Below are 24,266 nucleotides of genomic sequence, written 5' to 3'. Positions count from 1 at the left end.
TGGATCAGGAGGACGCGAGGCGCTCGGCCCCGAACGGCCCCCGCGAACGCAGCGTGAACCCCACCCGCAGCGCGTAGATCCACACCAGCGTCGAGCCGAAGACGTGCAGGCCGACCAGGAAGGCGGGCAGGGCCAGGAAGTACTGGACGTACCCGATGACGCCCTGGGCCAGCTCCACGCCCAGCAGCGTCAGCGCCGCGCGCCGGGCCGCGGCGGGCGCCCCGGTGACGTACAGCGCGAACAGCAGGGCGAAGGTGAGCCCGACCACGACGTAGACCACGTCGGCGTGGATCCTGGCCACGGTCTCGATGTCGAAGGCGAAGCGGGAGGCGGCCTCGTCCCCCGAATGCGGCCCGGTGCCGGTCACCACGACACCCGCGACGAGCAGGACGGCCACCGCGGGCACGAGCGCGAGACCAAGCGTGCGGATGGCCGGATGGACCAGCGGTTCGGGCGCCGCGTCTCCCTCCTGGGCGCGGGCGAGGAAGACGACGGCGGCGGCGAGCATGCCGATGGAGAGCAGGAAGTGCACGCTCACGGTCACCGGGTTGAGCATGGTGCGCACGACCAGGCCGCCCCACAGCGCCTGCGCGGCCACCCCGGCCGGCTGGATCCAGGCCAGCGTCGTCAGGTCACGGCGCCGGGGACGCAGCCGCGCGGCCGAGACCAGGCAGGCCAGCCCCACGATCAGGACCACGAAGCTCAGCAGCCGGTTGCCGAACTCCACGGCCATGTTGATCGGGGAGATGTCGGCGTGGGCGACCGGGATGAAGCTGTCGGCGGTGCACCGGGGCCAGGTGGGGCAGCCGAGGCCGGAGCCGGTGACCCGTACGACGGCGCCGGTCACCACGATGCCCACGTTGACGACGACGGTCGCCAGTGCCCAGCGGCGCAGAATCGCGGGCGTGGGGGACAACACCCCGGGCAGGAAGCCAAGGGCACGTGGACGTGCCTGGTCGAGGAGGTGGTTCACGGCTCACATGCTAGGTGGCGTGGGCGGTGGTCCCGCCGCTGCCCCACACGCTCGGGCCGGGACACGGCAGGGCGGGTGGACCGCGCGGCGGAGATCGGCTGAACTGGAGGGTGGCGGCCGATTGATCCCCCGAAAAGCATGTGACATGTTACTGGTGGGCCGATCCGGGAACGAGGTGGATCATGCCGGACGTCGTGGTGATCGGCGCGGGAGCCGTCGGGGCCGCCTGCGCCTACTACGCGGCGCGCGCGGGCCTGGACACCCTCGTCGTCGACCGGGGATCGGTCGCGGCGGGCACCACGGGGGCCGGGGAGGGAAACGTCCTCGTCTCGGACAAGGCGCCGGGACCCGAGCTCGCCCTGGCCCTGCTCTCCCGCGACCTCTGGCTCGGCCTGGCCGCCGAAGGCGGTGACGGGGGGTTCGAGTACGAGCCGAAGGGCGGCCTGGTGGTCGCCAGGACCTCCCGGGAGCTCACCGCCCTCACCGCCCTGGCCACGGCGCAGGCGGGGCAGGGAGCCGAGCACGTCGTCGTCCCCCCGGACGCGCTCGGAGACCACGAACCCCACCTGGCGGACGGCATGGCCGGAGGCGTGCTCTACCCGCAGGACGCCCAGGTCCAGCCCGCGCTGGCGGCGGCCGGGCTGATCCGGCGCGGCGCCGAACGCTTCGGCGGGGGCACCCTGATGCTGCGTACCGGCGTCACCGTCACCGGCCTGCTGCGTGCCGGGAGCCGGGTCACCGGCGTCGCGACCGACCACGGCGACATCCTCGCCGGAGCCGTCGTCAACGCCGCGGGCACCTGGAGCGGTGAGATCGCCGCCATGGCGGGCACCGGCCTGCCGATCCTGCCCAGGAGGGGGTTCGTGCTGGTCACGGAGCCGATCCCGGAGCCGCTGATCAGGCACAAGGTCTACACCGCCGCGTACGTCACCGACGTGGCCAGCGACTCGGAGGACCTGGAGACCTCGGCCGTCGTCGAGGCGACCCCCTCGGGGCCCGTGCTCGTCGGCGCAAGCCGGGAACGCGTCGGCTTCGACCGCACGACCTCGATCCCGGTGCTGGAACGCCTGGCCCGCCAGGCCGTCGAGTTGTTCCCCGTGCTGGCCGGGCGCAGGGCGATCCGGGCCTACTGCGGCTTCCGCCCCTACAGCCCCGACCACCTGCCCGTGATCGGGGAGGACCCCGCGGCTCCGGGCCTGCACCACGCATGCGGCCACGAGGGCGCAGGCATCGGCCTGGCCCCCGCGACCGGTCACCTGCTCGCCCAGACCCTGGCCGGCGTCACCCCCGACCTGGATCTGAGCCCCTTCCGGCCAGGACGCTTCGAGGAGGCACGCCGATGAGACCCGAGGACCGCGGACGGCCGTACGACCTGGTGGGGGCCCGTCCCGAGGCGGAGTTCGAGATCAGCGTGGACGGCGTTCCCGTCCCCGTCGTCCCCGGGCAGACCGTCGGCGCGGCCCTGCACGGCGCGGGCGTGCGCTCCTGGCGGCTCACCCGCCGGGAGGGCAGGCCACGCGGGCTGTTCTGCGGCATCGGCGTCTGCTTCGACTGCCTGGTCACGGTCAACGGCGTCCCGTCCCTGCGGGCCTGCCTGACCGAGGCGCGGCCCGGCGACCGGATCACCACCGGGGAGGGCGACCGGTGAGCGGCGGATACGACCTCGCCGTCGTCGGAGCGGGCCCGGCCGGGGTCGCCGGTGCGCTCAGCGCCTGCCTGGCCGGGCTGGACGTCGTGCTGATCGACGGCGCTCCGCGTCCCGGCGGCCAGTACTTCCGCCATCTGCCCGAGGGGTTCCACGCCACCCGTCAGGAGACGCTCCACCACGGGCTCGGCAGGTTCGCCAGGCAGTGGGAGACGCTCACCTCCCGCGCGGCCGTACTGCTCGGGCACCGCGTCTGGGCGGTTGAGGACACCGGCGACGGGTTCGCCGTGCGCTGCCTCGAAGGCGACCGCGAGGAACGGCCCCGCACAGTCACCGCCAGGAGGCTGCTGTTGGCCACCGGCGCCCACGACAGGCCGCTGCCCTTCCCCGGCTGGGACCTGCCCGGCGTGCTCACGGCGGGCGGGGCGCAGGCCCTGCTCAAAGGCGACCTCGTCGTCGCGGGGGACAGGGTCGTGGTCGCCGGGACCGGGCCGTTCCTGCTGCCGGTGGCCGCCGGCCTGGCCAGGGCGGGAGCGGACGTGCGCGGCGTCTACGAGGCCAACGGCCGCCTCGGCCTCGCCAGGCACCCGCTGCTCGCCGCGGGCAGGGCCGCCGAGGCCCTCGGGTACGGCGTGAGCCTGGCCGGGCACCGCGTTCCCTACCTCGGCCGTCACGCGGTGATCGAGGCGCACGGCCGCGACGCCCTGACCCACGTCACGGTGGCGAGACTGGACGCACGCTGGCGCCCCCTGGCCACCAGAACCGTCGAGTGCGACACCCTGGCCTGCGGATACGGCTTCGTCCCCCAGATCGAGCTGCCCGTCCAGCTCGGTTGCCTGACCCGCCAGGAGGCCGACGGCACCCCCGTCGTGGCGGTCGACGCGGGCATGCGCACGAGCGTGTCCGGCGTCTACGCGGCCGGGGAGACGACCGGGGTGGGCGGGGCGCTGCTCGCCGAGGCCGAGGGGCGTGTGGCGGGCCGGGCGGCCGCCGCGGACCTGGGCCGCCGCGTCCCGCCGCTGCCCGCTCTCTCCAGACGCGTGGCACGCCTGTCCGCCTTCGCCCGCGCGCTGGCCCGGGCCTACCCCGTACGGCCCGGCTGGCAGGGCTGGCTGCGCGAGGACACCCTGATCTGCCGGTGCGAGGAGGTGCCCCTCTCCGCCGTGCGCGAGGCGCGTTCCCTGGGCGCCCGCGACGCCCGCGCCGTGAAACTCCTGGCCCGGCCCGGCATGGGCTGGTGCCAGGGCCGGATGTGCGGACACGCCGTCGCCGCCCTCGCCGGCGACGGCCCCGAGCCGCCCCGGCGCCCGATCACCCAGCCGGTACGGCTCGGCGACCTGGCGAACCCTCCCCCCGAGACCCCCTGAGGAGTCTGATGACGACGGACCGGGACAGGCCCTGGCACGGCGTGACGGTGGCCACCGCGCTTCCCCTGACGGACGACCTTTCCATCGATCTGGACGGCTACGCCGCTCACTGCCGAGGGCTGCTCGACGGAGGTTGCGACGGTGTGGTGCCGAACGGCTCACTGGGCGAGTACCAGACGCTGACCCCGCAGGAACGGGCCCGGGTGGTCGAGACGGCGGTCGCGGCCGTCGGCGGAGACCGGGTCATGCCGGGAGTGGCCGCCTACGGGGCGACCGAGGCGCGCCGCTGGGCCGAGCAGGCACGCGAGGCCGGATGCGGCGCGGTGATGCTGCTGCCGCCGACCGTCTACCGGGCCGACGAACGGGCCGTGGTCGAGCACTACCGCGAGGTCGCCGCGGCGGGCCTGCCCGTCGTGGCCTACAACAATCCCCACGACACCAGGGTGGACCTCACCCCGGACCTGCTGGCCAGGCTGTACGGCGAGGGCCTGATCGTCGCGGTCAAGGAGTTCAGCGGCGACGTCCGCAGGGCCTACCGGATCGCCGAACTCGCCCCCGGCCTCGACCTGCTCGCGGGCGCCGACGACGTGCTGCTCGAACTGGCCGTCGCGGGCGCGGTGGGCTGGGTCGCCGGATTCCCCAACGCGCTTCCCGGCCCCTGCGCCGCCCTGTACCGGGCGGCCGTCGCGGGAGACCTGGCCACGGCGCTGCCGCTGTACCGCGCGTTGCACCCGCTGCTCCGCTGGGACTCGGCGACCGTGTTCGTCCAGGCCGTCAAGCTGTCCATGGACCTGGCCGGGCTGCGGGGCGGGCCGTGCCGTCCGCCGAGGCTGCCGCTGTCGCCGGAGCAGGAGACCGCCGTGCGCGAGGCGACGCTGCGGGCCCTTACGGTCACGGGGGCCCTTACGGTTACGGGGGAGGGAACCGAGAAGGAGGGCCGATGAGGACGAGACGGGTCTTTCACGCGGTCGACTCCCACACCGAGGGCATGCCGACCCGCGTGATCACCGGGGGAGTCGGCGTCGTTCCCGGCGCGACCATGGCCGAGCGCCGCCTGCGCTTCATGGCGGAGATGGACTACGTCAGGACCCTGCTCATGTACGAGCCGCGCGGCCACTCGGCGATGAGCGGGGCGATCCTGCAGCCGCCGGCCCGTCCCGACGCCGACTTCGGGGTCCTCTACATCGAGGTCTCCGGCTGCCTGCCCATGTGCGGGCACGGCACCATCGGCGTGGCGACCGTCCTGGTCGAGACCGGGATGGTCGAGGTCGCCGAACCGGTGACGGTCGTGCGCCTGGACACCCCCGCCGGGCTGGTCGTCGCCGAGGTGCGGGTCGAGGACGGCGCGGCGACCTCGGTGACCATCACCAACGTGCCCTCCTTCGTGGTCGGCCTCGACCGTACGGTCCGGGTCGACGGCCTGGGCGAGGTCGTCTACGACCTGGCCTACGGCGGCAACCACTACGCGATCCTGCCGATCGAGTCCGTCGGCCTGCCGTTCGAGCGTTCGCACGGGCGGCGCATTCTCGACGCGGGCCTGTCGATCATGGAGGCGATCAACGAACAGGACGAGCCGGCCCACCCGCTCGACCCCGCGATCAGGGGCTGCCACCACGTGCAGTTCACCGCCCCCGGCTCGGACGCCCGCCACTCGCGGCACGCGATGGCCATCCACCCCGGCTGGTTCGACCGCTCGCCGTGCGGCACGGGAACCAGCGCCAGGATGGCCCAGCTGCACGCCAGGGGTGAGCTCGCCCCCGGCGCCGACTTCGTGAACGAGTCGTTCATCGGCACCCGCTTCGTCGGCAGGATCGCCGGGGAGACGAGCGTCGCCGGGCTGCCCGCGGTGATCCCGGCCATCACCGGCAGGGCGTGGATCACCGGGACCGCGCAGTACTTCCTCGACCCCCGCGACCCCTTCCCCGAGGGGTTCCTGCTGTGAACCCGGGGGCGTCCCGGCGAGCACGCCGTACGCCCCCGGGATTCCCCTCCACGGGAGTAGGCTGACCCGCGACGGCCTACCGTGGTCACGGCCGCCCCCTCCCGAGCCGTCCGCCGGGTACGGCGGCGCGCACCGGGCGTCGGAAGCCGTCGGAGCCCGCGGAGTTGTCCCCCGAGTGCGGAGGATCGGCCCATCCCCTCTGTGGAGCGCTATGATCACCACCGGTCATCCGGCCGGGAACCCGGGAACCTGTCGCCGGTGCCTCACGGCACGGGACCCGGGCGTTCGAGAAAGTGGGCACGGAGCGGGGAGGCCTCGACGGCGTCCGCCGCCTGCAAGAGTCGACGAGTGCGAGACGAGAGGCACGGGAATGGCTCCTTCGGCGCAGGACCGGCTCGACCTGCCGGCCGTGGGCGAGCGGCAGAGCCTGCGCGAGCAGGTGGCCCACGCGTTACGGGCCGCTCTGATCACCGGTGAGATGCGGCCCGGTGTCGTCTACTCGGCGCCGGTGCTGGCCGCCCAGTTCGGGGTCTCCGCGACCCCGGTGCGCGAGGCGATGCTCGACCTGGCCAAGGAGGGCCTGGTCGAGGCGGTGCGCAACAAGGGCTTCCGGGTCACCGAGCTGTCGGAACGCGACCTGGACGAGATCACCGAGATCCGCAAACTCATCGAGGTGCCCACGGTCGCGAGGCTGGCCGACACGGGCCTGGCCGAGAGATTCGAGGCGCTGCGGCCCGTGGCCCAGGAGATCGTCGACGCAGCCGAGCGCGGTGACCTGCTCGCCTACGTGGACGCCGACGTCCGTTTCCACGTGGACCTGCTGGCGCTCGCGGGCAACACCCACCTCGTGGACGTGGTGCGCGACCTGCGTAAGCGCGCCCGCCTCTACGGCCTGTCCGCCCTGTCGGCCCGGGGCGCGCTGGTCGGTTCCGCCCGTGAGCATCTCCAGCTCCTGGACCTGCTCGCGGCCGGTGACAGCCAGGGCTCGGAACGGCTGATGGACGAGCACATCCGGCACGTCAGGGGCATCTGGGCCAAACCCGGGCCCGAGTAGGACGGCTCAGCCCGGCGTGCCCCTGGAGGTCCGGGTGGCGCCGACACTGGCGATGACCACGCAGCCGATGGCCGCCCACTCACGCGCCTGGAGCACCTCACCGAGCACCAGCAGTCCGACCAGCGCGGCGACCGCGGGCTCCAGGCTCATCAGGATGCCGAAGACCCGCTTCGGCATCCTGCGCAGCGCCTCCATCTCGATCGAGTACGGGATCACCGAGGACAGCAGGCCGACCCCGAGCCCGATCAGCAGTATCTCGGGACGCAGCAGGTCGGCGCCCCCCGCCGCGATCCCCGCGGGGGCGGCCAGCAGAACCGAGACGATCATCGCGAAGGACAGTCCGGTCGCGCCGGGGAAACGACGTCCCGCGGCGGCGGCCAGCAGGATGTAGCCCGCCCAGCAGACCGCCGCGATCAGGGCGAACCCGATGCCCGCCCAGCCGATGCGCGAGCCGGAGGTCCCCCACGGCGCCAGCAGCACCACGCCGGAGCCCGCGAGGACGACCCACAGCAGGTCGAGACGGCGGCGAGAGGCGGCCACCGCGACCCCGAGCGGGCCGAGGAACTCGATCGCGACCGCGATGCCCATGGGCAGTTCGGCGAGCGCCTGGTAGAACGACAGGTTCATCACGCCCAGCGTCACGCCGAAGCCGATCCCGATCCCGAGGTCGGAGCGGCTGAGCCCCCGCAGCCTGGGCCGCGCGACCAGGCCGATGATCAGCGCGCCCGTCGCGATCCGCAGGAAGACCACCGCGCTCGGCGGGAGCTGGGCGAACAGGTTCTTGGCGAAACCCGCTCCCACCTGGACGGACAGGATCGCCAGCAGCACCAGCCCGGACGGCGGGATGGCGTCGGAGGCGGACCGCAGCAGCATCCCCGGCCTGGGCATGCCGGACTTGTACGGCTCGGCGGGCCCCTGCAGGGCTTCGGCGGTCATGGAACTCCTCGTGTCACGAACCACATAGGCGTTCACACCTTACCTATCCGGTGGGTCACTCCCAGCGGAATGTCCGGGATGCGAGACCGAGGGTCAGCGCGGCCCACACGGCCAGGACGAGCACCGCTCCCAGCGGCAGCCCGGCGCCCGAGGTGAGGACCGAGCGGAGCCCGCCGGTCAGCGCGCTGATCGGCAGCAGCCGCAGCGCGGGCTCGACCGAGTCGGGGAAGACCGACAGCGGGAAGACGACCCCGCCGCAGCCGAGCAGGACCAGGTAGACCAGATTGGCCCCGGCGAGCGTCGCCTCGGCGCGCAGCGTGCCCGCCATCAGCAGCCCGAGCCCGCTGAAGGCCGCGGTGCCCAGCAGGAGCAGCAGCAACGCGGCGAACGGGGAACCCGTGGGACGCCAGCCGAGGGAGAGTGCCACCAGGCACAGGACCACGATCTGGAGGGCCTCGACGGCGACGACGGAGAGCGTCTTGGCCAGCATCAGGCCGGTCCGCGACAGCGGGGTGGCGCCCAGCCGCTTCAGCACGCCGTACCTGCGCTCGAAGCCGGTCGCGATGGCCTGCCCGGTGAAGGCCGTCGACATCACCGCCAGCGCGAGCACCCCGGGGGTGACGAAGTCGACCCGGGAGCCGCCGCCGACGTTCACCAGCGGGGCGGCGGAGAAGCCGACGAGCAGCAGCACCGGGATGACCAGCGTCAGCAGGAGCTGCTCCCCGTTGCGGAGCGTGGCTCTGATCTCCGCCCCGGTCTGCGCGAGCACCATCCGGCTCAGCGGCGCGGCGCCGGGGGCGGGGGTGAGGTCCAGGGTGGTCACTGCGTTCTCCTGCGGGTCCGACACGGGCCGTGCTCGGGAGGGGTCACCGCAGCTCACGTCCCGTCAGTTCGAGAAAGACGTCCTCCAGGGTGCGGCGCTCGATGCTCAGATCGTCCGCGGTGACCCCCTCCGCGGCGCACCAGGTCGTCACGGTCGCCAGCAGCTCGGGCACGACCTGTCCCTCGATGATGTAGTGCCCGGAGGGCGACTCCTTGGCCGCGCTGCCCGCGGGCAGCGCGGTGAGCAGCTCGTCCAGGGCGAGGCCGGGGCGGGCGCGGAAGCGCAGCTGCCGTTCGGCACCGGTGAGCGAGGCGGGGGTGCCGTCGGCCACGACCCGGCCGCGGTCGATGATCACGACCCGGTCGGAGAGCTTCTCCGCCTCGTCCATGTGGTGGGTGGTGAGCACCACGGAGACCCCGGCGGCGCGCAGGTCGCCGACCAGCTCCCAGCAGGCGTGCCGCGCCTGCGGGTCGAGGCCCGCGGTCGGCTCGTCGAGGAAGACCAGCTCGGGGCGGCCGATCACGGCCGCGGCCAGCGAGACGCGCTGCTGCTGGCCGCCCGACATCCTGCGGTACGGCGTGCGGACGTGTTCGGACAGGCCGAGCCGCTCCAGCAGCGCCGGGGGATCCAGCGGACGGGCGTGGAAACGGGACATCAGGCGCAGCCACTCACCGCAGCGCGCCGCCGGGGGCACCCCTCCGGCCTGCGGCATCACCCCGACCCTGGCGCGCAGCTCCGGCCTGGACGGGTCGAGCCCGAGCACCCGGACCGTGCCGCCGTCGGCCCTGCGGAACCCCTCGCAGATCTCGATGGTCGAGGTCTTGCCCGCGCCGTTCGGGCCGAGGATCGCGGTCACCGCGCCACGGTCCGCGCTCAGCGTGAGACCGTCGATCGCGGTCGCGCGGCCGTATCTCTTGACCAGATCGCTGATCTCGACGGCTGGGGATTCCATGGGCACGAGTTTAGGGACTCACCGGGGCGGTCACGCTGGCGGACCTGAGCCGGGGAACACGGCGGTGCCCGCGGGGGCGTCCCGGCCACGCCCGGTCGGAGACCCGGGGAGGATCGCGCCGAAGCTCCGGCCCCGTGACCTCGTGCGCCGCACGCGCTGACACGCCCTCCTGCCCGCCCGGGGGACGGTCGTCCGGGCCGTCCTCGATCCGGGGTGTCAAGGACGCCGGATACATGGCGTGCCGTACACGTGACGGTGCCGTACGGCGCCGCCGCCACGGCGTCACGGAGCCGGGTCCCGCGGAGAGGCTCGGCCGGGTAAAAACTTCTTTGCCGAGACTTCTTGTGACGGGGAATCGGGAGGCCCCCGGCCCGGGTTGGGAGTCCCGGGCGTTGGAGAGGACCGGGACGGTGGGCGCCGCCCCGTGCCTTCTCGCCAGCGCCTGCCGTGGGTGTGCGGCCGGGCAGGCCACAGGATGACGTTTGCGCAGCTTAGGTAAGCCTTACCTGCGTGATAAATCGCATTCTTCGCAAGCCGGACGACGGTTTGTAAGCGGGGAAGCAATTACGGCACACTGATGTTGTGAAATACGTGACCAAGATGTCGGGCACGGAAGAGGCCGCCCCCGCGCGGCTCTCTGGCGTGTCCGCCGAGCGCAGCACGCGTGCGCGTGTCGCCCGGCTCATCCTGGAACGCGGACCGATCACCGCCCCCGCCCTCGGCGAACGGCTCGGGCTCACCCCCGCCGCCGTCCGCCGCCATCTGGACGCGCTGCTCGCCGACGGGATGATCGAACCCCGTACGGCACGCCCCCGGGGCCAGCGCGGGCGAGGACGGCCGGCGAAACTGTTCGCCATAACCGACGCGGGCCGCAGCGCCTTCGAGCACGCCTACGACGGGCTCGCGGGAAACGCTTTGCGCTTCCTGGCCGAGCGGGCGGGCGAGGGGGCCGTCGCCGAGTTCGCCAGGTCACAGGTGGCGGGCCTGGTCCGGCGCCTGCGCCACGAGCTGCGCGAGGTCCCCGCCGACCAGCGGGTGCGCTTCCTGGCCGAGGCCCTGTCCGCGGACGGCTACGCCGCCTCGGCGAGCAAGGCGAGCCTCGGCGGCGAGCAGCTGTGCCAGCACCACTGCCCGGTGGCGCACGTCGCCGCCGAGTTCCCTCAGCTCTGCGAGGCGGAGACGGAGGCGTTCGCGCAGATCCTCGGCACCCCGGTGCAGAGGCTGGCGACCATCGCCCACGGCGACGGGGTGTGCACCACCCACGTGAGTCCCCACCGGGGGGACGGCAGGGCCCGGGACGGCCGCGTGGCAGGCGCGGCGACGGACCCGCGGGGCACCGCCCCGGCAACCCATGAAGTGATCGACGAAACGAGCAAGGAGACCGGAAGGTGACTGTCACCGACCGCCCGGAGCTGGAAGGCCTCGGGAATTACAAGTTCGGCTGGGCCGACTCCGATACCGCGGGGGCCGCGGCCCGCCGTGGGCTGTCCGAGGAGGTCGTCCGCAACATCTCCGCGCTCAAGAGCGAGCCGGAGTGGATGCTGGACCTCCGTCTGAAGGGCCTGCGGCTGTTCGACAGGAAGCCCATGCCCAACTGGGGCTCCGACCTCAGCGGGATCGACTTCGACAACATCAAGTACTTCGTGCGTTCGACCGAGAAGCAGGCCTCCTCCTGGGAGGAGCTTCCGGAGGACATCAAGAACACCTACGACAAGCTCGGCATCCCCGAGGCGGAGAAGCAGCGCCTGATCGCCGGCGTCGCCGCCCAGTACGAGTCCGAGGTCGTCTATCACAAGATCCGTGAGGACCTTGAGGAGAAGGGTGTCATCTTCGTCGACACCGACACCGCCCTCAAGGAGCACGAGGAGATCTTCAAGGAGTACTTCGGCACCGTGATCCCGGTGGGCGACAACAAGTTCGCCTCGCTGAACACGGCCGTGTGGAGCGGTGGCAGCTTCATCTACGTGCCGCCGAACGTCAACGTCGAGATCCCGCTGCAGGCCTACTTCCGGATCAACACCGAGAACATGGGCCAGTTCGAGCGGACCCTGATCGTCGTGGACGAGAACTCCTACGTCCACTACGTGGAAGGCTGTACCGCGCCGATCTACTCCTCCGACTCGCTGCACAGCGCGGTCGTGGAGATCATCGTGAAGAAGGGCGCCCGCTGCCGTTACACGACCATCCAGAACTGGTCGAACAACGTCTACAACCTGGTCACCAAGCGCGCCGTCGCCTACGAGGGCGCGACCATGGAGTGGATCGACGGCAACATCGGCTCCAAGGTCACGATGAAGTACCCGGCCGTCTACCTCATGGGCGAGCACGCCAAGGGCGAGACGCTGAGCGTGGCCTTCGCCGGTGAGGGCCAGCACCAGGACGCCGGCGCCAAGATGGTGCACCTGGCTCCCAACACCAGCTCGACGGTGATCTCCAAGTCCGTCGCCAGGGGCGGCGGCCGTACCTCCTACCGCGGTCTGGTGCAGATCGAGGAGGGCGCGCACGGCAGCGCCAGCACGGTCAAGTGCGACGCGCTGCTGGTCGACCAGATCAGCCGCTCCGACACCTACCCCTACGTGGACGTGCGCGAGGACGACGTCTCCATGGGACACGAGGCCACGGTCTCCAAGGTCTCCGACGACCAGCTCTTCTACCTCATGAGCCGCGGTCTGGATGAGGACGAGGCCATGGCGATGATCGTGCGCGGCTTCGTCGAGCCGATCGCGCGCGAGCTCCCCATGGAGTACGCCCTTGAGCTGAACCGCCTGATCGAGCTGCAGATGGAAGGAGCCGTCGGCTGATGGGTCTCGAAACCAAACCCCTGTCGACCCTCCACGAGAAGGCCTCCTACGACGTCGCGGACTTCCCGGTCCCGACGGGCCGCGAGGAGGAGTGGCGCTTCACCCCGCTGTCTCGCCTGAAGGGCCTGCACACCGGTGCCGCCGCCTCCGGCGGAGTCGTGGTCCGCATCGAGGCGGCCCCCGAGGTCACGGTCGAGACCGTGGGCCGTGACGACGAGCGGCTCGGCAGGGCCTACGTGCCCGCCGACCGGGTCAGCGCCCAGGCCTACGCCGCCTTCGAGAAGGCGACCGTCATCACCGTGCCGCGCGAGGCGGTCGCCTCCGCCCCGACCGTCGTCACCGTGACCGGCTCGGGCGACGGCCCGGCCTACGGCCACACCCTGGTCAGGCTGGAGCCGATGGCCGAGGCCGTCGTCGTCATCGAGCACCAGGGCAGCGCGGTCTACGCCGACAACGTCGAGTTCGTCGTCGGCGAGGGCGCCACGCTCAAGGTCGTCAGCCTGCAGGAGTGGGACGACGACGCCGTCCACGTCTCGCACCACCACGCCCTGCTCGCCAAGGACGCGACCTTCCGCAGCTTCGTGGTCACCCTCGGCGGCGACCTGGTACGGCTTTCGCCCTCGGTCTCCTACGAGGGGCCCGGCGGCGACGCCGAACTGACCGGCCTGTACTTCGTGGACGCGGGCCAGCACCTCGAACACCGCCTGCTGGTCGACCACTCCAAGCCCAACTGCAGGAGCAACGTCGTCTACAAGGGCGCGCTGCAGGGTGAGGACGCGCACGCCGTCTGGATCGGGGACGTGATCATCCGGGTCGAGGCGGAGGGCACCGACACCTACGAGCTCAACCGCAACCTCCTGCTGACCGACGGCGCCCGCGCCGACTCGGTGCCGAACCTGGAGATCCTCACCGGAGAGGTCGCGGGGGCCGGTCACGCCAGCGCCTCAGGGCGTCTCGACGACGAGCACATCTTCTACCTCCAGGCCCGCGGCATCCCGTTCGACGAGGCCCGCCGCCTGGTGATCAGGGGCTTCTTCGCGCAGCTCCTGGAGAAGATCGAGCTCGACGAGCTGCGCCGGCGGGTGTTCGCCAAGGTCGAGGCGGAGCTGGAGAAGTGACGTTCGAGAAGGTCTGCAAGATCACCGACATCCCCGACGACGGGGTGATCGGCATCGAGGTCGGGGAGACACCGGTCGCCCTGGTCCGCAGGGGAGCCGAGGTCTACGCCCTGCACGACGTGTGCTCCCACGCGGAGGTGAAGCTCAGCGAGGGCGAGGTCTACGACGGCACGCTCGAATGCTGGCTGCACGGCTCGTGCTTCGACCTGCGCTCAGGCAAGCCCACCGGCCCGCCCGCCTCAAAGCCCGTCCCCGTCTACCAAGTGAAGATCGACGGCGATGACGTTCTCGTCTCGCTCTCGAAGGAGTCGTAACAGTGTCTGATTCGAGCCGAGTCCACCAGGGTTCCACCCTTGAGATCCGTGACCTGCAGGTCGCGGTCGAGGACAAGGAGATCCTGCGCGGGGTCAACCTCACCGTGCGGGCGGGCGAGACCCACGCCATCATGGGCCCCAACGGTTCGGGCAAGTCCACGCTCGCCTACGCGATCGCCGGTCACCCGAAGTACACCGTCACCGGCGGGCAGGTCCTGCTCGACGGCGCCGACCTGCTGGACATGACGGTCGACGAGCGCGCCCGCGCCGGCCTGTTCCTGGCCATGCAGTACCCCGTCGAGGTCCCCGGCGTCAGCGTCTCCAACTTCCTGCGCTCCGCGGTCACCTCGGTGCGCGGCGAGGCCCCCAAGCTCCGCGAGTTCGCCAAGGACCTCAAGGCCGGAATGGACGCGCTGTCCATCGACGCCGCCTTCGCCCAGCGCAACCTGAACGAGGGCTTCTCCGGCGGCGAGAAGAAGCGCCACGAGATCCTCCAGCTCGAACTGCTCAAGCCGAAGATCGCCGTCCTCGACGAGACCGACTCCGGCCTCGACGTCGACGCGCTGCGGGTGGTCTCCGAGGGCATCAACCGCTTCCGCTCCTCCGGTGAGACCGGTGTGCTGCTCATCACCCACTACACCCGCATCCTGCGCTACGTGAAGCCGGACTTCGTCCACGTCTTCGCGGGCGGCCGCATCGTCGAGCAGGGCGGTCCCGAGCTGGCCGAGAAGCTGGAGGCCGAGGGGTACGAGGCCTACGTGAAGGCCTCCGCCTGATGGAAACCGGATTCGACGTGGAGAGGGTGAGGAAGGACTTCCCCGCCCTCTCCCGCGAGCTGCCCGGCGGCAGGCCGCTGGTCTACCTCGACTCGGCCAACTCCTCGCAGAAGCCGACGCAGGTCATCGAGACCATGCGCGAGCACCTGGCCACGCACTACGCCAACGTCGGCCGCGCCATGCACGTGCTCGGCGCCGAGTCGACCGAGGCCTACGAGGGGGCCCGCGACAAGGTGGCCGCCTTCGTCGGCGCGCCGAGCCGTGACGAGATCGTCTTCACCAAGAACGCCTCCGAGGCGCTCAACCTGGTCGCCTACGCCTTCGGCAACCTCGCCGGCGACGACCCCAGGTTCCGGGTCGGCCCCGGCGACGAGATCGTCATCTCCGAGATGGAGCACCACTCCAACATCGTGCCCTGGCAGCTGCTCGCGCGGCGCACCGGTGTCACGCTGCGGTGGTTCTCCGTCACCGACGAGGGCCGTCTCGACCTGTCCAACCTGGACGAGCTCGTCAACGAACGCACCAGGATCGTCTCCGTCGCGCACCAGTCCAACGTGCTCGGCACGGTCAACCCGGTCGACCGGGTGGTCGCCAGGGCCCGTGAGGTCGGCGCGCTGACGATGCTCGACGCCTCCCAGTCGGTGCCCCACCGGCCGGTGGACGTCACCGAGCTCGGCGTCGACTTCCTTGCCTTCACCGGGCACAAGGCCGTCGGCCCCTCGGGCATCGGTGTGCTGTGGGCGCGTGGTGAGCTGCTCGACGCCATGCCTCCGTTCCTGGGCGGCGGGGAGATGATCGAGGCGGTCTGGATGGACCACTCGACCTACGCCCCCGCGCCGCACAAGTTCGAGGCGGGCACCCCGCCCATCGTCGAGGCCATCGGCCTGGGCGCGGCGCTCGACTACCTGACGGCGATCGGGATGGACGCCGTGGCCCGGCATGAGCGCGAGCTCACCGGCTACGCGCTTGAGGCCCTGAAGGAGGTCGAGGGGCTGAGGGTGATCGGCCCGGGGAACCTCGACGAGCGCGGCGGGGTCGTCTCCTTCACCCTTGAGGGGATTCACCCGCACGACGTCGGGCAGATCCTCGATGACAACTTCGGGGTGGCCGTGCGGGTCGGGCACCACTGCGCCCGTCCGCTGCACCTGAGGTTCGGGATTCCCGCGACGACGCGGGCCTCCTTCTATCTTTACAACACCCCGGCCGAGATCGACGCCCTGGTCCGCGGCCTCCACCACGTGCGGAAGGTGTTCGCCTAGCCATGCCGGAGCAGCCCAGATGATCGCCGAGTCCATGTACCAGGAGCTGATCCTGGAGCACTACAAGCATCCCCAGGGGCGGGGACTTCGAGACCCGTACGACACCGAGGTCCACCATGTGAACCCGACGTGCGGCGACGAGATCACCATGCGCGTGAAACTGGGCGACGGCGGCAAGGTCGAGGACGTGTCCTACGACGGCCAGGGGTGTTCGATCAGCCAGGCGGCGGCCTCGGTGCTGTACGAGCTGGCCACCGGGTCGACGGTCGAGGAAAGCCTCTCCGTCGTGGAGGAGTTCACCCGGCTCATGCAGAGCAGGGGTCAGGTCGAGGCAGACGAGGACGTCCTCGGCGACGCCGTCGCCTTCGCCGGGGTGGCCAAGTTCCCCGCGCGGGTCAAGTGCGCGCTCCTCGCCTGGATGGCCTACAAGGACGCGGTCGTGAGGAGTAGCGAATGAGCAAGCCTGTTGAGACGCCGACCTCGGCGTACGACGGGGAGACCACCCTTGACGAGGTCATGGAGGCCCTCAAGGACGTGGTCGACCCCGAACTCGGCATCAACGTCGTCGATCTCGGCCTGATCTACGGGATCAACCTGGACGAGACCGAGGCCGGCGGACCGCCGATCGCCACCATCGACATGACGCTGACCAGCGCGGCCTGCCCGCTGACCGACGTCATCGAGGACCAGGCGCACTCCGCCCTGGACGGCATGGTCTCCGATGTGAAGATCAACTGGGTCTGGCTCCCCCCGTGGGGTCCCGACAAGATCACTGACGAGGGGCGCGAGCAGCTGCGCATGCTCGGTTTCAACGTCTGATCGGCGTTCCGGTACGGTCCGCGCCCGGAAAAACGGGTGCGGGCCGTACCGGAATGTGTGAGAGAATGCCCGGGCCGGGAAGAAAGGCCCGGCGGCGGAGCGTTGACTTCGTAACGGACAAGCGTCGGCCCGTGCCGTACGCCCCGGCCGGACCCGGCACTGCGAACGCCGGGTATGCTTGATCGTGGTTTGACTGCGTGCGGGTAATATTCACCCGTCTCGTGCGGTGCGCCTCGACTTGCGCCGCACCACCGCCCCCACAGTGGGCGTAGATCGAGCGTGGCCTCAGGCCACGCGTTCCAGGCTCGTCCTTTCGCAGAAGTGACGTGCCCCCGTCCTTCTATCGAAAGGCACGAATCTTCGTGACCATGCTTGACGCTGCCCTGCCCGAAATCACCGAGGTCGCCGAGGTCTCCGCGGCCCCCTCGGAGGTGTCCGAGTTCACCCTCCTCGGCCTGCCCAAGCCGCTGGTGAACGGGCTCTCCCGTCAGGGCATCGACAGCCCCTTCCCCATCCAGCGGGCCACCATCCCCGACATCCTCGCCGGTAACGACGTCCTCGGGCGCGGCCAGACCGGTTCGGGCAAGACGCTGGCCTTCGGCCTGCCCATGATGGCCCGCATCGCCGGAGGCAAGGCCCGTCCCGGCCGTCCGCTGGCGGTCGTCCTGGTGCCGACCCGCGAGCTGGCCATGCAGGTCACCGACGCGCTTGAGCCGCTGGGCCGTGGCCTGTCGCTGCGGATGAAGACCGTCGTCGGCGGCATGTCCATGGGCCGTCAGATCGAGGCGCTGCGCCGCGGCGTCGAGGTCGTCGTCGCGACCCCCGGCCGCCTCACCGACCTGATCCAGCAGGGTGAGTGCACCCTGGACGAGGTCCAGGTGACCATCCTGGACGAGGCCGACCACATGTGCGACCTGGGCTTCTTCCCGGTCGTCAGCGCCATCCTGCAGCAGACGCCCCCCGACAGCCAGCGCCTGCTGTTCTCGGCGACCCTCGACGGTGACGTGGACAAGCTGGTGCGGCGCTTCCTCACCGACCCGATCACCCACTCGATGGCGCCGCCCGCCTCCTCGGTCGAGACCATGGAGCACCACGTGCTCGAGGTCCACCGCGACGACAAGTTCCCGGTGACCGCCGAGATCGCCAACCGTGAGGGCCGCACCATCATCTTCGTGCGCACCCAGCACGGGGTCGACCGCCTGTGCAAGCAGCTCGCCCAGGTCGGCGTCAAGGCCGGAGGCCTGCACGGCGGCAAGCGCCAGAACCAGCGGACCCGCATCCTCGCCGAGTTCAAGGAAGGCGAGATCAACGTCCTGGTCTGCACCGACGTCGCGGCCCGGGGCATCCACGTCGACAACATCAGCCTGGTGCTGCACGTGGACCCGCCGCAGGACCACAAGAGCTACCTGCACCGTGGCGGCCGTACGGCGCGCGCGGGGGAGAAGGGCACCGTCATGACGCTGGTGCTCCCCAACGAGCGCCGCTCGACCGACGCGATGACCCGCCGCGCGGGTATCAAGCCGTTCCGGCTCAAGGCCACCCCGGGGCACCCCCGCCTTGAGGAGGTCGCGGGGGCTCGCCAGCCCAGCGGCGAGTCGATCCCGGTCTGGGAGCCCGCGGCTCCGGTCGCCAAGCAGCGCGAGCGGCGCGGCGGCTTCGGCGGCGGACGCGGCCCGCGGCGCTTCCGTGACCGTCCCGGCCACGGTGGCGAGGGCTACCAGCCGCGCGAGCGTTCCGCGGGCGAAGGCGGGCGGGGCGAGCGTCCCTTCCGCGCCGAGCGTCCCGAGCACTCCGACTTCCGCACTGAGCGCCCCGAGCGTCGTTCCGAGGGCCGCGGCACCGGCGGCGGCTACCGCGGTGGTGAGCGCAGGGAGCCGTTCCGCGGCGACCGTCCCCCCTTCCGCGGGGAGCGTCCCTTCAGGTCCTCCGAGCAGCGCCCCACCGGCGACCGCGAGGGTTACCGCGGTGGCGAGCACAGGGAGCCGTTCCGCGGTGACCGCCAGGGCGGCTTCCGCAGCGGTGGCGGTGAGTTCCGCAGCGGCGGCGGCAACGGCGAGTTCCGGGGCGGGGAGTCCCGTTCTGGCGGCCGTCCCGACAGCCGCGGCAGGCGCGGCGGCTACCACGGGCGCTGAGCGTCCCGCACCTTTCCACGACACCCCGACGGGGCCGGTACGGCACACGCCGTACCGGCCCCGTCCGGCGTTTCACGGTGATATGCCCGGGCGGGAGGGGACGCGGCCGTGTCCAGAGCGTGGACGCCCATCCGTGGTGGTCCCCGGGGCCGTTAGGCTTGGCAACGACATCCCACGACGCCGAGAGAGACCATGAAGACCTTCGAAGAGCTGTACGCCGAGCTGTCAGACAAGGCACGGACCCGCCCCGAGGGGTCGGGCACCGTGGCCGCGCTGGACGCCGGGGTCCATGCCATCGGCAAGAAGGTCGTCGAGGAGGCCGCGGAGAGCTGGATGGCCGCCGAGCACGAGTCGAACGAGCGGGCCGCTGAGGAGATCTCCCAGCTGCTCTACCACGTGCAGGTTCTCATGCTCGCCAAGGGGATCGGGCTGGACGAGGTCTACAGGCATCTGTGAGCCGGTGCGCCCGGCTCACGTTCCCATGACCGCAGATCCGTCAAGGAAAGCCACCACCATGCTCCGTCTCGCCGTTCCCAACAAGGGCGCCCTCAACGAGGCCGCCCAGACCATCCTCAAGGAAGCCGGATACCGTCCCCGCAAGGACAGCAAGGAACTCGTGGTCGTCGACCCGGAGAACTCCTGCGAGCTGTTCTTCCTGCGTCCGAAGGACATCGCCGTCTACGTCGGTGAGGGCACCCTCGACGCCGGCATCACGGGCCGTGACATGCTCCACGACTCGGGCGCGCAGGTCGAGGAGATCATGCCGCTCGGTTTCGGCGCCTCGACCTTCCGCTTCGCGGCCAACCCGGGCGCCTTCGCCACGGTCACGGACCTCAAGGGCAAGCGCGTCGCGACCTCCTACTCCGGCCTGCTCGGCGCCTACCTGGCCGAACAGGGCGTGGACGCCCGGGTGATCAAGCTGGACGGCGCGGTCGAGACGGCGATCCGGCTGGGGGTCGCCGACGCGGTCGCCGACGTCGTCGAGACCGGCACCACGCTGCGCAACATCGGCCTTGAGGTCTTCGGCGAGCCGATCGCCACCTCGGAGGCCGTGCTGATCAAGCGGATCGGCGCCGGGGAGAGCCCCGGGGTGCAGCAGCTCGTCCGCAGGCTGCAGGGCGTGCTGATGGCACGTGACTACGTGATGATGGACTACGACATCAGGGCCGAGCGCATCGAGGAGGCCATCGCCCTGACCCCGGGTATGGAAGGGCCCACGGTCTCCCCGCTGCACCGGGAGGGCTGGGTCGCGGTCCGCGCCATGGTGCCGCGCAAGGGGCACCAGCAGGTGATGGACCAGCTCTGGGAGATCGGCGCCAAGGCCATCCTGGTCACCGCGATCTTCGCCTGCCGGGTCTGAACCGGCTCCTCTCGTCCTCGTCCGAGGTGCGGGCCTTCTGGCAGATGTCACCGTCAACGCCGGATCACCGGCACTGACGCCGTCGGCGGGCCCGCTCCCGTGAACGGCGTCAGGGGACGGGATCACCGCCGGGGCGGGTGCCCGCGCGGCCCTGCCCGGGATCGTGATCCTGACGACCTTCGGCCGTCCCGGCCGCCCGCGGCGGGCGATGGAGGCAGGAGCGGCGGCCTTCCCGGTGAAGGACGGCCCTGCCCGTGAACTCGCCGCCGCCATCCGCGGGGTCCGCGCGGGTGAACGGGTCATCGGCCCGGGACCGGCCGCCGCCACGCCGAGTGCCGGGCCCAATCCGCTCTCGCCCGGGGAGCGCGACGTCCTGGCCGTGACGTCCTGACCGCGGCGGCCGACGGCTCGGCCGTCGGTGACATCGCGCTGAGCCCGCACCCGCCAGAGGGGACGGTCGGCGACCACCTGTCCTCGGCCATCCGGAAGGCCCAGGGCCCGCGACCGCATCGAGGCGGTACGGCGCGCCCAGGCGCAGGGGTGGCTCTGATCGGCCCGCCCGCGTCAGGACGGCAGGGTCGCGGCCTCCTCTTCCTCGATCTGCCGGTTCCAGTCCTGCTTGACGGCGCGCCAGGTCTCGTCGTCGCGGCCGACGCGCCAGTAGCCGGAGATGGACAGCCGCGACAGCGGAATGCCGCGCTCGGCCCGCAGGTGACGGCGCAGCGTCCTGACGAAGCCGGCCTCGCCGTGGACGAAGGCGTGCGGGGTTCCCTCGGGGAAGTCCAGCTCGCGCACCGCGGTGACCAGCGCCTCGCCTACCGGGGAGTCGCCCCGGTGGAACCAGACGATCTTCGTGTCGCCGGGGGAGTCCAGCCGCTGCTCCTCCTGCGGGCCCGCGACCTCGACGAACACGTGGGCCGGGACACCGGAGGGCAGCCGCTCCAGGGAGGCGGCAATGGCGGGCAGCGCGCTCTCGTCACCGACGAGCAGGTGCCAGTCCGCCTCGGGGTCGGGGGCGTAGCCGCCGCCGGGACCGAAGAAGTGGATCTCCTCGCCGGGCTGTACGGCCGCCGCCCACGGGCCGGCCAGGCCGCTGTCGCCGTGGTGGACGAAGTCGATGGCCAGTTCGAGCGTCTCGGGATCCCACGAGCGCACGGTGTAGGTCCGGGTGGTCGGCCACTGCTCGCGGGGCAGTTCGCCCTGAATCCGCTCCAGATCGAATGGTGCGGAATAGGTTACCCCGTGTGGGGGGAACAGGAGTTTGACGTAGTGGTCGGTGAACGCGCCCGCGCCGAATCCCGCGAGTCCGTCGCCGCCGAGCACCACCCGGATCATGTGCGGGGTGATCCACTCGACCCGTTTCACCTGGCCACGGATGGTCTTACGCGCCGGTCTGCCCTCTGCCATGGTCGCTCTCCGATGGTCGTCAAGTTAGGTTGCCCTAAGTAGTAGCATACGGTGATTTAAGTGGCATAGCCGCTTGGCGGTTTCTCTGGATGACCCTTGGTCATGTCGCCTTAAATCCCTTTTGTGGATCAATATCCCTATTTTGGGCTCGCGACGAGTGTCTGGAGTCCGCTTCCCTGTCCTTTCTCGTCCGTGAGGTATCCAGACTGCTATTCTAGATAGCACTCTCTAGAACTATTGGAGGTTCAGGTGAACGCGGTCGACCGTCTGTACCGGGGGTTCGCCGCCCGCGACCCCGAGGGGATCCTGGGCGCGCTCCATCCGGAGTTCGTGGGCACCGTGAGCGCGGGCATGCCGCTGGGGGTCGGCGGCACGCACGCCGGCCCCGAGGCGATGCTCCGCGACTGCTGGGCGGTGGTCTTCTCGCACCTGGACAGCGTGCCCCACGCCGAGGAACAGGTCTGGCCGGAGCCGGAGCGGGCCGTGGTGTTCGGGCACTACCGGGGGACCGCCCGTGCGACCGGCAGGGCGCACGAGGCGGCCTTCGTCCACGACCTGCGCCTCAGGGACGGGCTGATCGCCGGGCTGGTCCAGATCACCGACACCGCCCGATGGGCCGAGGCGCTCGCCTGATGATCTACGGTGTAAAGATGTCAGCGCTGCGCGGCGACCTGGCGGATCAGGTCGGCCACCCGGACGATGCCCATGCATCGGCCGAACTCGTCCACGACGACCAGATCGTCGTAGACACGCTCGGCGTCGCGTCCGGCGACCTGCATGGCGGCGATCACCGGGGTGGTCTTCGGGGCGTTGCGAGGCGGGTCCGCCAGGCGTAGGGCGGGCTTCTTGCCGTACAGGGCGTGGCCGAAGCGGCTGGCGATGGACAGCAGGAACCGGCTGCGGTCGAGACTGCCCTTCGGCCGCTGGTACTCGTCCACCAGGATCACGCTGGTGATGGACGGGTCGGTGCCGAAGGCCTCGACGACGTCCTCCGCGGTCGCCTCGACGGGCAGGGTCATGGCGGGCAGCAGGAACTCCTGGACGCGGGGGCCCAGCAGCGCCTGCGACGGCTCCTGGCGCGGGGCCGCGATGGGCACGTGGACCCTCCCCGAAGGGCCGGGCACCAGCAGCGGACCCTGCGCCAGCCGTACCCCCCAGGAACGCAGCGCGGTCAGCTGGGCCTCCTCGGACACGCCGGGGGCCAGGACATGGGCGCCGATCCCGCGGGAGAACGTGGCCAGCGACTCGGTCAGGGCCGCGCGACGTGGGTCGCGGGGCATCTTGGCGACCAGGTCGGGGGAGAGCACGGCGAGGTACGGTGCCGCGTCGGTGAGCAGGTCCAGCGGGATGTGGGCGGTGCCCAGGTCGCCGACCGCGATCAGGTAGCCGATGGCGCGCAGCCCGTCGAGCCCGGTGATCAGGGACTGGCGTTCGACCTGCGCGAAGTCGCCCCTGACCATCAGGATGACCTCGCGCGGCCTGCGGCCCGCGGTGCGCAGGGCCTCATGGAGCGGGGCCAGCGCGGCCGATCCACCGATCACCGCGGAGGAGGGGATCGGAAGCACCAGGGGGAGCAGCGCCTCACTCCTGGAGATCTGCAGGACCGTGCGGACGGCGGAGGAGAGGTTGCCGTGACCGTCGCCAGGCGCCTGGAGGGCGATGACGCCTCCGGTGTCGAGGTCGACGATCGGGGTGGCGTCCATGGCGGACGCCGCTGTGGACCCCGCTGTGGCCGCTGTGGCGGCCGTCGCGGTGCCCGGCGGGAGGAGATGTGTTCTGCTCGACACGTACAGAGAATGGACCATCGTCAGCAACCGCATAAGCGACGTTCAATGATGTTCACCGATATTTCGCCGTTCGTTGAAGGCGGTTCGCCCGGACAGGAGCCGGTAGTGTCCCGTCATATGACGTCACGACCGGCGAAGGGGGGCGGACGCTGGGTCAGCGTCGGCCCGGCCCGCATCGGCCGCTGGATCGACGGCTTCGCCGAGCGGCACGGGCCGCCCTCGGTGACGGCCGGGGAGGAGGTCGTGCGGCTGCTGGGCGCGGACGGCGCCGCGGCGGAGTGTCAGGTGCCCTTCCCGCCGCTGACCACCTCGGGCGGTGGCCCGCTGGCGCGCCTCATCACCCACGCGCGCACCGAGCGCCGGGTCGGCGTCCTGCTGGTACGGCTCGGCGGCCACGCGGCGGGCGTCTTCCAGGGCGACGAGCTGTTGTCCTCCAAGGTGGGGTCGCGGCAGGTCCACGGCCGCAGCGCGGCGGGTGGGTGGTCCCAGCAGAGATTCGCCAGGCGCAGGGAGAAGCAGGTGGGCCAGGCGCACGAGGCGGCGGCCGAGGTGGCGCTGCGCGTCCTCGGGCCGCACGTGGCGGAGCTGGAGGCGGTGATCCTCGGCGGCGACAGGCGCGCGGTCGACGCGCTGCGCGCCGACCGCAGGCTCGCGCCGGTCTTCGCGCTGGAGACGGGACCGTTCCTGACGGTGCCCGACCCCCGGCTCGTGGTGCTCGCGGGGACCCCGGCGGAGTTCCGCGCCGTCAGGATAAGGGTCACCGATCCCGGCTGAGCGATCCGGCGCGGGACCGCCGGGGCA

General features: G+C 71.5%; 26 protein-coding genes. 20 read left to right on the top strand and 6 right to left on the bottom strand.

Annotated elements, in window-relative coordinates:
* Positions 1-4 precede the first annotated feature (4 nt).
* Positions 5-973, bottom strand: a complete 969-nt coding sequence (locus ABT340_RS24705) for a COX15/CtaA family protein (RefSeq protein WP_352013181.1) — start codon at positions 971-973, stop codon at positions 5-7.
* A gap of 182 nt (positions 974-1,155) precedes the next feature.
* Here ABT340_RS24705 and ABT340_RS24700 point away from each other — a divergent pair, with 182 nt between their 5' ends.
* From ABT340_RS24700 to ABT340_RS24675, 6 genes are all read left to right on the top strand, one after another.
* Positions 1,156-2,316 carry an NAD(P)/FAD-dependent oxidoreductase gene (locus ABT340_RS24700; protein WP_352013180.1) on the top strand — a complete coding sequence of 387 codons (1,161 nt, stop codon included), beginning with the start codon at positions 1,156-1,158 and terminating at the stop codon, positions 2,314-2,316.
* On the top strand, positions 2,313-2,621 hold the full coding sequence (locus tag ABT340_RS24695) for a (2Fe-2S)-binding protein (RefSeq protein ID WP_352013179.1): 309 nt from the start codon (positions 2,313-2,315) through the stop codon (positions 2,619-2,621). The genes ABT340_RS24700 and ABT340_RS24695 overlap by 4 nt, the downstream gene beginning before the upstream one ends.
* Positions 2,618-3,985, top strand: coding sequence for an FAD-dependent oxidoreductase (locus ABT340_RS24690; protein ID WP_352013178.1), 1,368 nt, complete (start codon positions 2,618-2,620; stop codon positions 3,983-3,985). The genes ABT340_RS24695 and ABT340_RS24690 overlap by 4 nt, the downstream gene beginning before the upstream one ends.
* Before the next feature lie 8 nt (positions 3,986-3,993).
* The gene (locus tag ABT340_RS24685; protein ID WP_352013177.1) at positions 3,994-4,929 is read left to right on the top strand and encodes a dihydrodipicolinate synthase family protein; all 936 of its coding nucleotides are present in this window, start codon (positions 3,994-3,996) and stop codon (positions 4,927-4,929) included.
* Entirely contained in the window at positions 4,926-5,927 is a 1,002-nt protein-coding gene (locus ABT340_RS24680; protein ID WP_352013176.1) for a proline racemase family protein, read from the top strand. Before ABT340_RS24685 ends, ABT340_RS24680 begins: the two co-directional genes overlap by 4 nt.
* Positions 5,928-6,297: 370 nt before the next feature.
* A complete protein-coding gene (locus ABT340_RS24675) occupies positions 6,298-6,981 on the top strand; it encodes a GntR family transcriptional regulator (protein ID WP_352013175.1) in 684 nt (227 codons plus the stop codon).
* 6 nt (positions 6,982-6,987) lie between these two features.
* Here ABT340_RS24675 and ABT340_RS24670 read toward each other — a convergent pair whose 3' ends face one another.
* The 3 genes from ABT340_RS24670 to ABT340_RS24660 are packed head-to-tail and all read right to left on the bottom strand — an operon-like array spanning position 6,988 to position 9,692.
* A complete protein-coding gene (locus tag ABT340_RS24670) occupies positions 6,988-7,917 on the bottom strand; it encodes an EamA family transporter (protein WP_352013174.1) in 930 nt (309 codons plus the stop codon).
* Positions 7,918-7,972: 55 nt separating this feature from the next.
* Entirely contained in the window at positions 7,973-8,740 is a 768-nt protein-coding gene (locus ABT340_RS24665; RefSeq protein ID WP_502992527.1) for an ABC transporter permease, read from the bottom strand.
* A 43-nt stretch (positions 8,741-8,783) separates the two neighbouring features.
* Entirely contained in the window at positions 8,784-9,692 is a 909-nt protein-coding gene (locus tag ABT340_RS24660; protein WP_352013173.1) for an ABC transporter ATP-binding protein, read from the bottom strand.
* A gap of 600 nt (positions 9,693-10,292) precedes the next feature.
* Between ABT340_RS24660 and ABT340_RS24655 the strand changes: the two genes are divergently transcribed.
* The 12 genes from ABT340_RS24655 (at position 10,293) to ABT340_RS24600 (ending at position 20,662) form a co-directional block, all read left to right on the top strand.
* A complete protein-coding gene (locus ABT340_RS24655; RefSeq protein WP_352013238.1) occupies positions 10,293-11,084 on the top strand; it encodes a helix-turn-helix transcriptional regulator in 792 nt (263 codons plus the stop codon).
* Positions 11,081-12,493 carry a Fe-S cluster assembly protein SufB gene (gene sufB, locus ABT340_RS24650; protein ID WP_352013172.1) on the top strand — a complete coding sequence of 471 codons (1,413 nt, stop codon included), beginning with the start codon at positions 11,081-11,083 and terminating at the stop codon, positions 12,491-12,493. The genes ABT340_RS24655 and sufB overlap by 4 nt, the downstream gene beginning before the upstream one ends.
* A complete protein-coding gene (sufD, locus tag ABT340_RS24645; protein ID WP_352013171.1) occupies positions 12,493-13,611 on the top strand; it encodes a Fe-S cluster assembly protein SufD in 1,119 nt (372 codons plus the stop codon). The genes sufB and sufD overlap by 1 nt, the downstream gene beginning before the upstream one ends.
* Positions 13,608-13,925, top strand: coding sequence for a Rieske (2Fe-2S) protein (locus ABT340_RS24640; protein WP_352013170.1), 318 nt, complete (start codon positions 13,608-13,610; stop codon positions 13,923-13,925). The genes sufD and ABT340_RS24640 overlap by 4 nt, the downstream gene beginning before the upstream one ends.
* Before the next feature lie 44 nt (positions 13,926-13,969).
* Entirely contained in the window at positions 13,970-14,701 is a 732-nt protein-coding gene (sufC, locus tag ABT340_RS24635; RefSeq protein WP_352013237.1) for a Fe-S cluster assembly ATPase SufC, read from the top strand.
* Positions 14,701-15,960, top strand: coding sequence for a cysteine desulfurase (locus tag ABT340_RS24630; protein ID WP_352013169.1), 1,260 nt, complete (start codon positions 14,701-14,703; stop codon positions 15,958-15,960). The genes sufC and ABT340_RS24630 overlap by 1 nt, the downstream gene beginning before the upstream one ends.
* Positions 15,961-15,979: 19 nt before the next feature.
* Entirely contained in the window at positions 15,980-16,417 is a 438-nt protein-coding gene (gene sufU / locus ABT340_RS24625) for a Fe-S cluster assembly sulfur transfer protein SufU (RefSeq protein ID WP_352013168.1), read from the top strand.
* Positions 16,414-16,779 (top strand): metal-sulfur cluster assembly factor, encoded by a 366-nt coding sequence (locus ABT340_RS24620; RefSeq protein ID WP_352013167.1) that lies wholly within the window; start codon positions 16,414-16,416, stop codon positions 16,777-16,779. Before sufU ends, ABT340_RS24620 begins: the two co-directional genes overlap by 4 nt.
* A 368-nt stretch (positions 16,780-17,147) precedes the next feature.
* A complete protein-coding gene (locus ABT340_RS24615; protein ID WP_352013166.1) occupies positions 17,148-18,911 on the top strand; it encodes a DEAD/DEAH box helicase in 1,764 nt (587 codons plus the stop codon).
* A gap of 192 nt (positions 18,912-19,103) precedes the next feature.
* Positions 19,104-19,367 (top strand): phosphoribosyl-ATP diphosphatase, encoded by a 264-nt coding sequence (locus tag ABT340_RS24610; protein WP_352013165.1) that lies wholly within the window; start codon positions 19,104-19,106, stop codon positions 19,365-19,367.
* Between the two features lie 58 nt (positions 19,368-19,425).
* Complete coding sequence (hisG, locus tag ABT340_RS24605) at positions 19,426-20,271, top strand: ATP phosphoribosyltransferase (protein WP_352013164.1); 846 nt, start codon at positions 19,426-19,428, stop codon at positions 20,269-20,271.
* Positions 20,272-20,434: 163 nt separating this feature from the next.
* Entirely contained in the window at positions 20,435-20,662 is a 228-nt protein-coding gene (locus ABT340_RS24600; protein ID WP_352013163.1) for a response regulator, read from the top strand.
* Between the two features lie 173 nt (positions 20,663-20,835).
* Here ABT340_RS24600 and ABT340_RS24595 read toward each other — a convergent pair whose 3' ends face one another.
* Entirely contained in the window at positions 20,836-21,678 is an 843-nt protein-coding gene (locus ABT340_RS24595) for a siderophore-interacting protein (protein WP_352013162.1), read from the bottom strand.
* 249 nt (positions 21,679-21,927) lie between these two features.
* On the opposite strand from ABT340_RS24595, the gene ABT340_RS24590 reads away from it, so the two are divergent.
* On the top strand, positions 21,928-22,311 hold the full coding sequence (locus tag ABT340_RS24590; protein WP_352013161.1) for a nuclear transport factor 2 family protein: 384 nt from the start codon (positions 21,928-21,930) through the stop codon (positions 22,309-22,311).
* 20 nt (positions 22,312-22,331) lie between these two features.
* Here the strand turns inward: ABT340_RS24590 and ABT340_RS24585 are convergent, their stop codons facing one another.
* Positions 22,332-23,465 carry an EAL domain-containing protein gene (locus ABT340_RS24585; protein ID WP_352013160.1) on the bottom strand — a complete coding sequence of 378 codons (1,134 nt, stop codon included), beginning with the start codon at positions 23,463-23,465 and terminating at the stop codon, positions 22,332-22,334.
* Between the two features lie 117 nt (positions 23,466-23,582).
* On the opposite strand from ABT340_RS24585, the gene ABT340_RS24580 reads away from it, so the two are divergent.
* On the top strand, positions 23,583-24,239 hold the full coding sequence (locus ABT340_RS24580; protein WP_352013159.1) for an acVLRF1 family peptidyl-tRNA hydrolase: 657 nt from the start codon (positions 23,583-23,585) through the stop codon (positions 24,237-24,239).
* Positions 24,240-24,266: the final 27 nt, after the last annotated feature.

The organism is Streptosporangium sp. NPDC000239 (assembly GCF_040300765.1).
Taxonomy (GTDB): domain Bacteria; phylum Actinomycetota; class Actinomycetes; order Streptosporangiales; family Streptosporangiaceae; genus Streptosporangium.
Note: the sequence above shows the minus strand (reverse complement) of the source record. Positions and strands in the feature narration are given on the sequence as shown.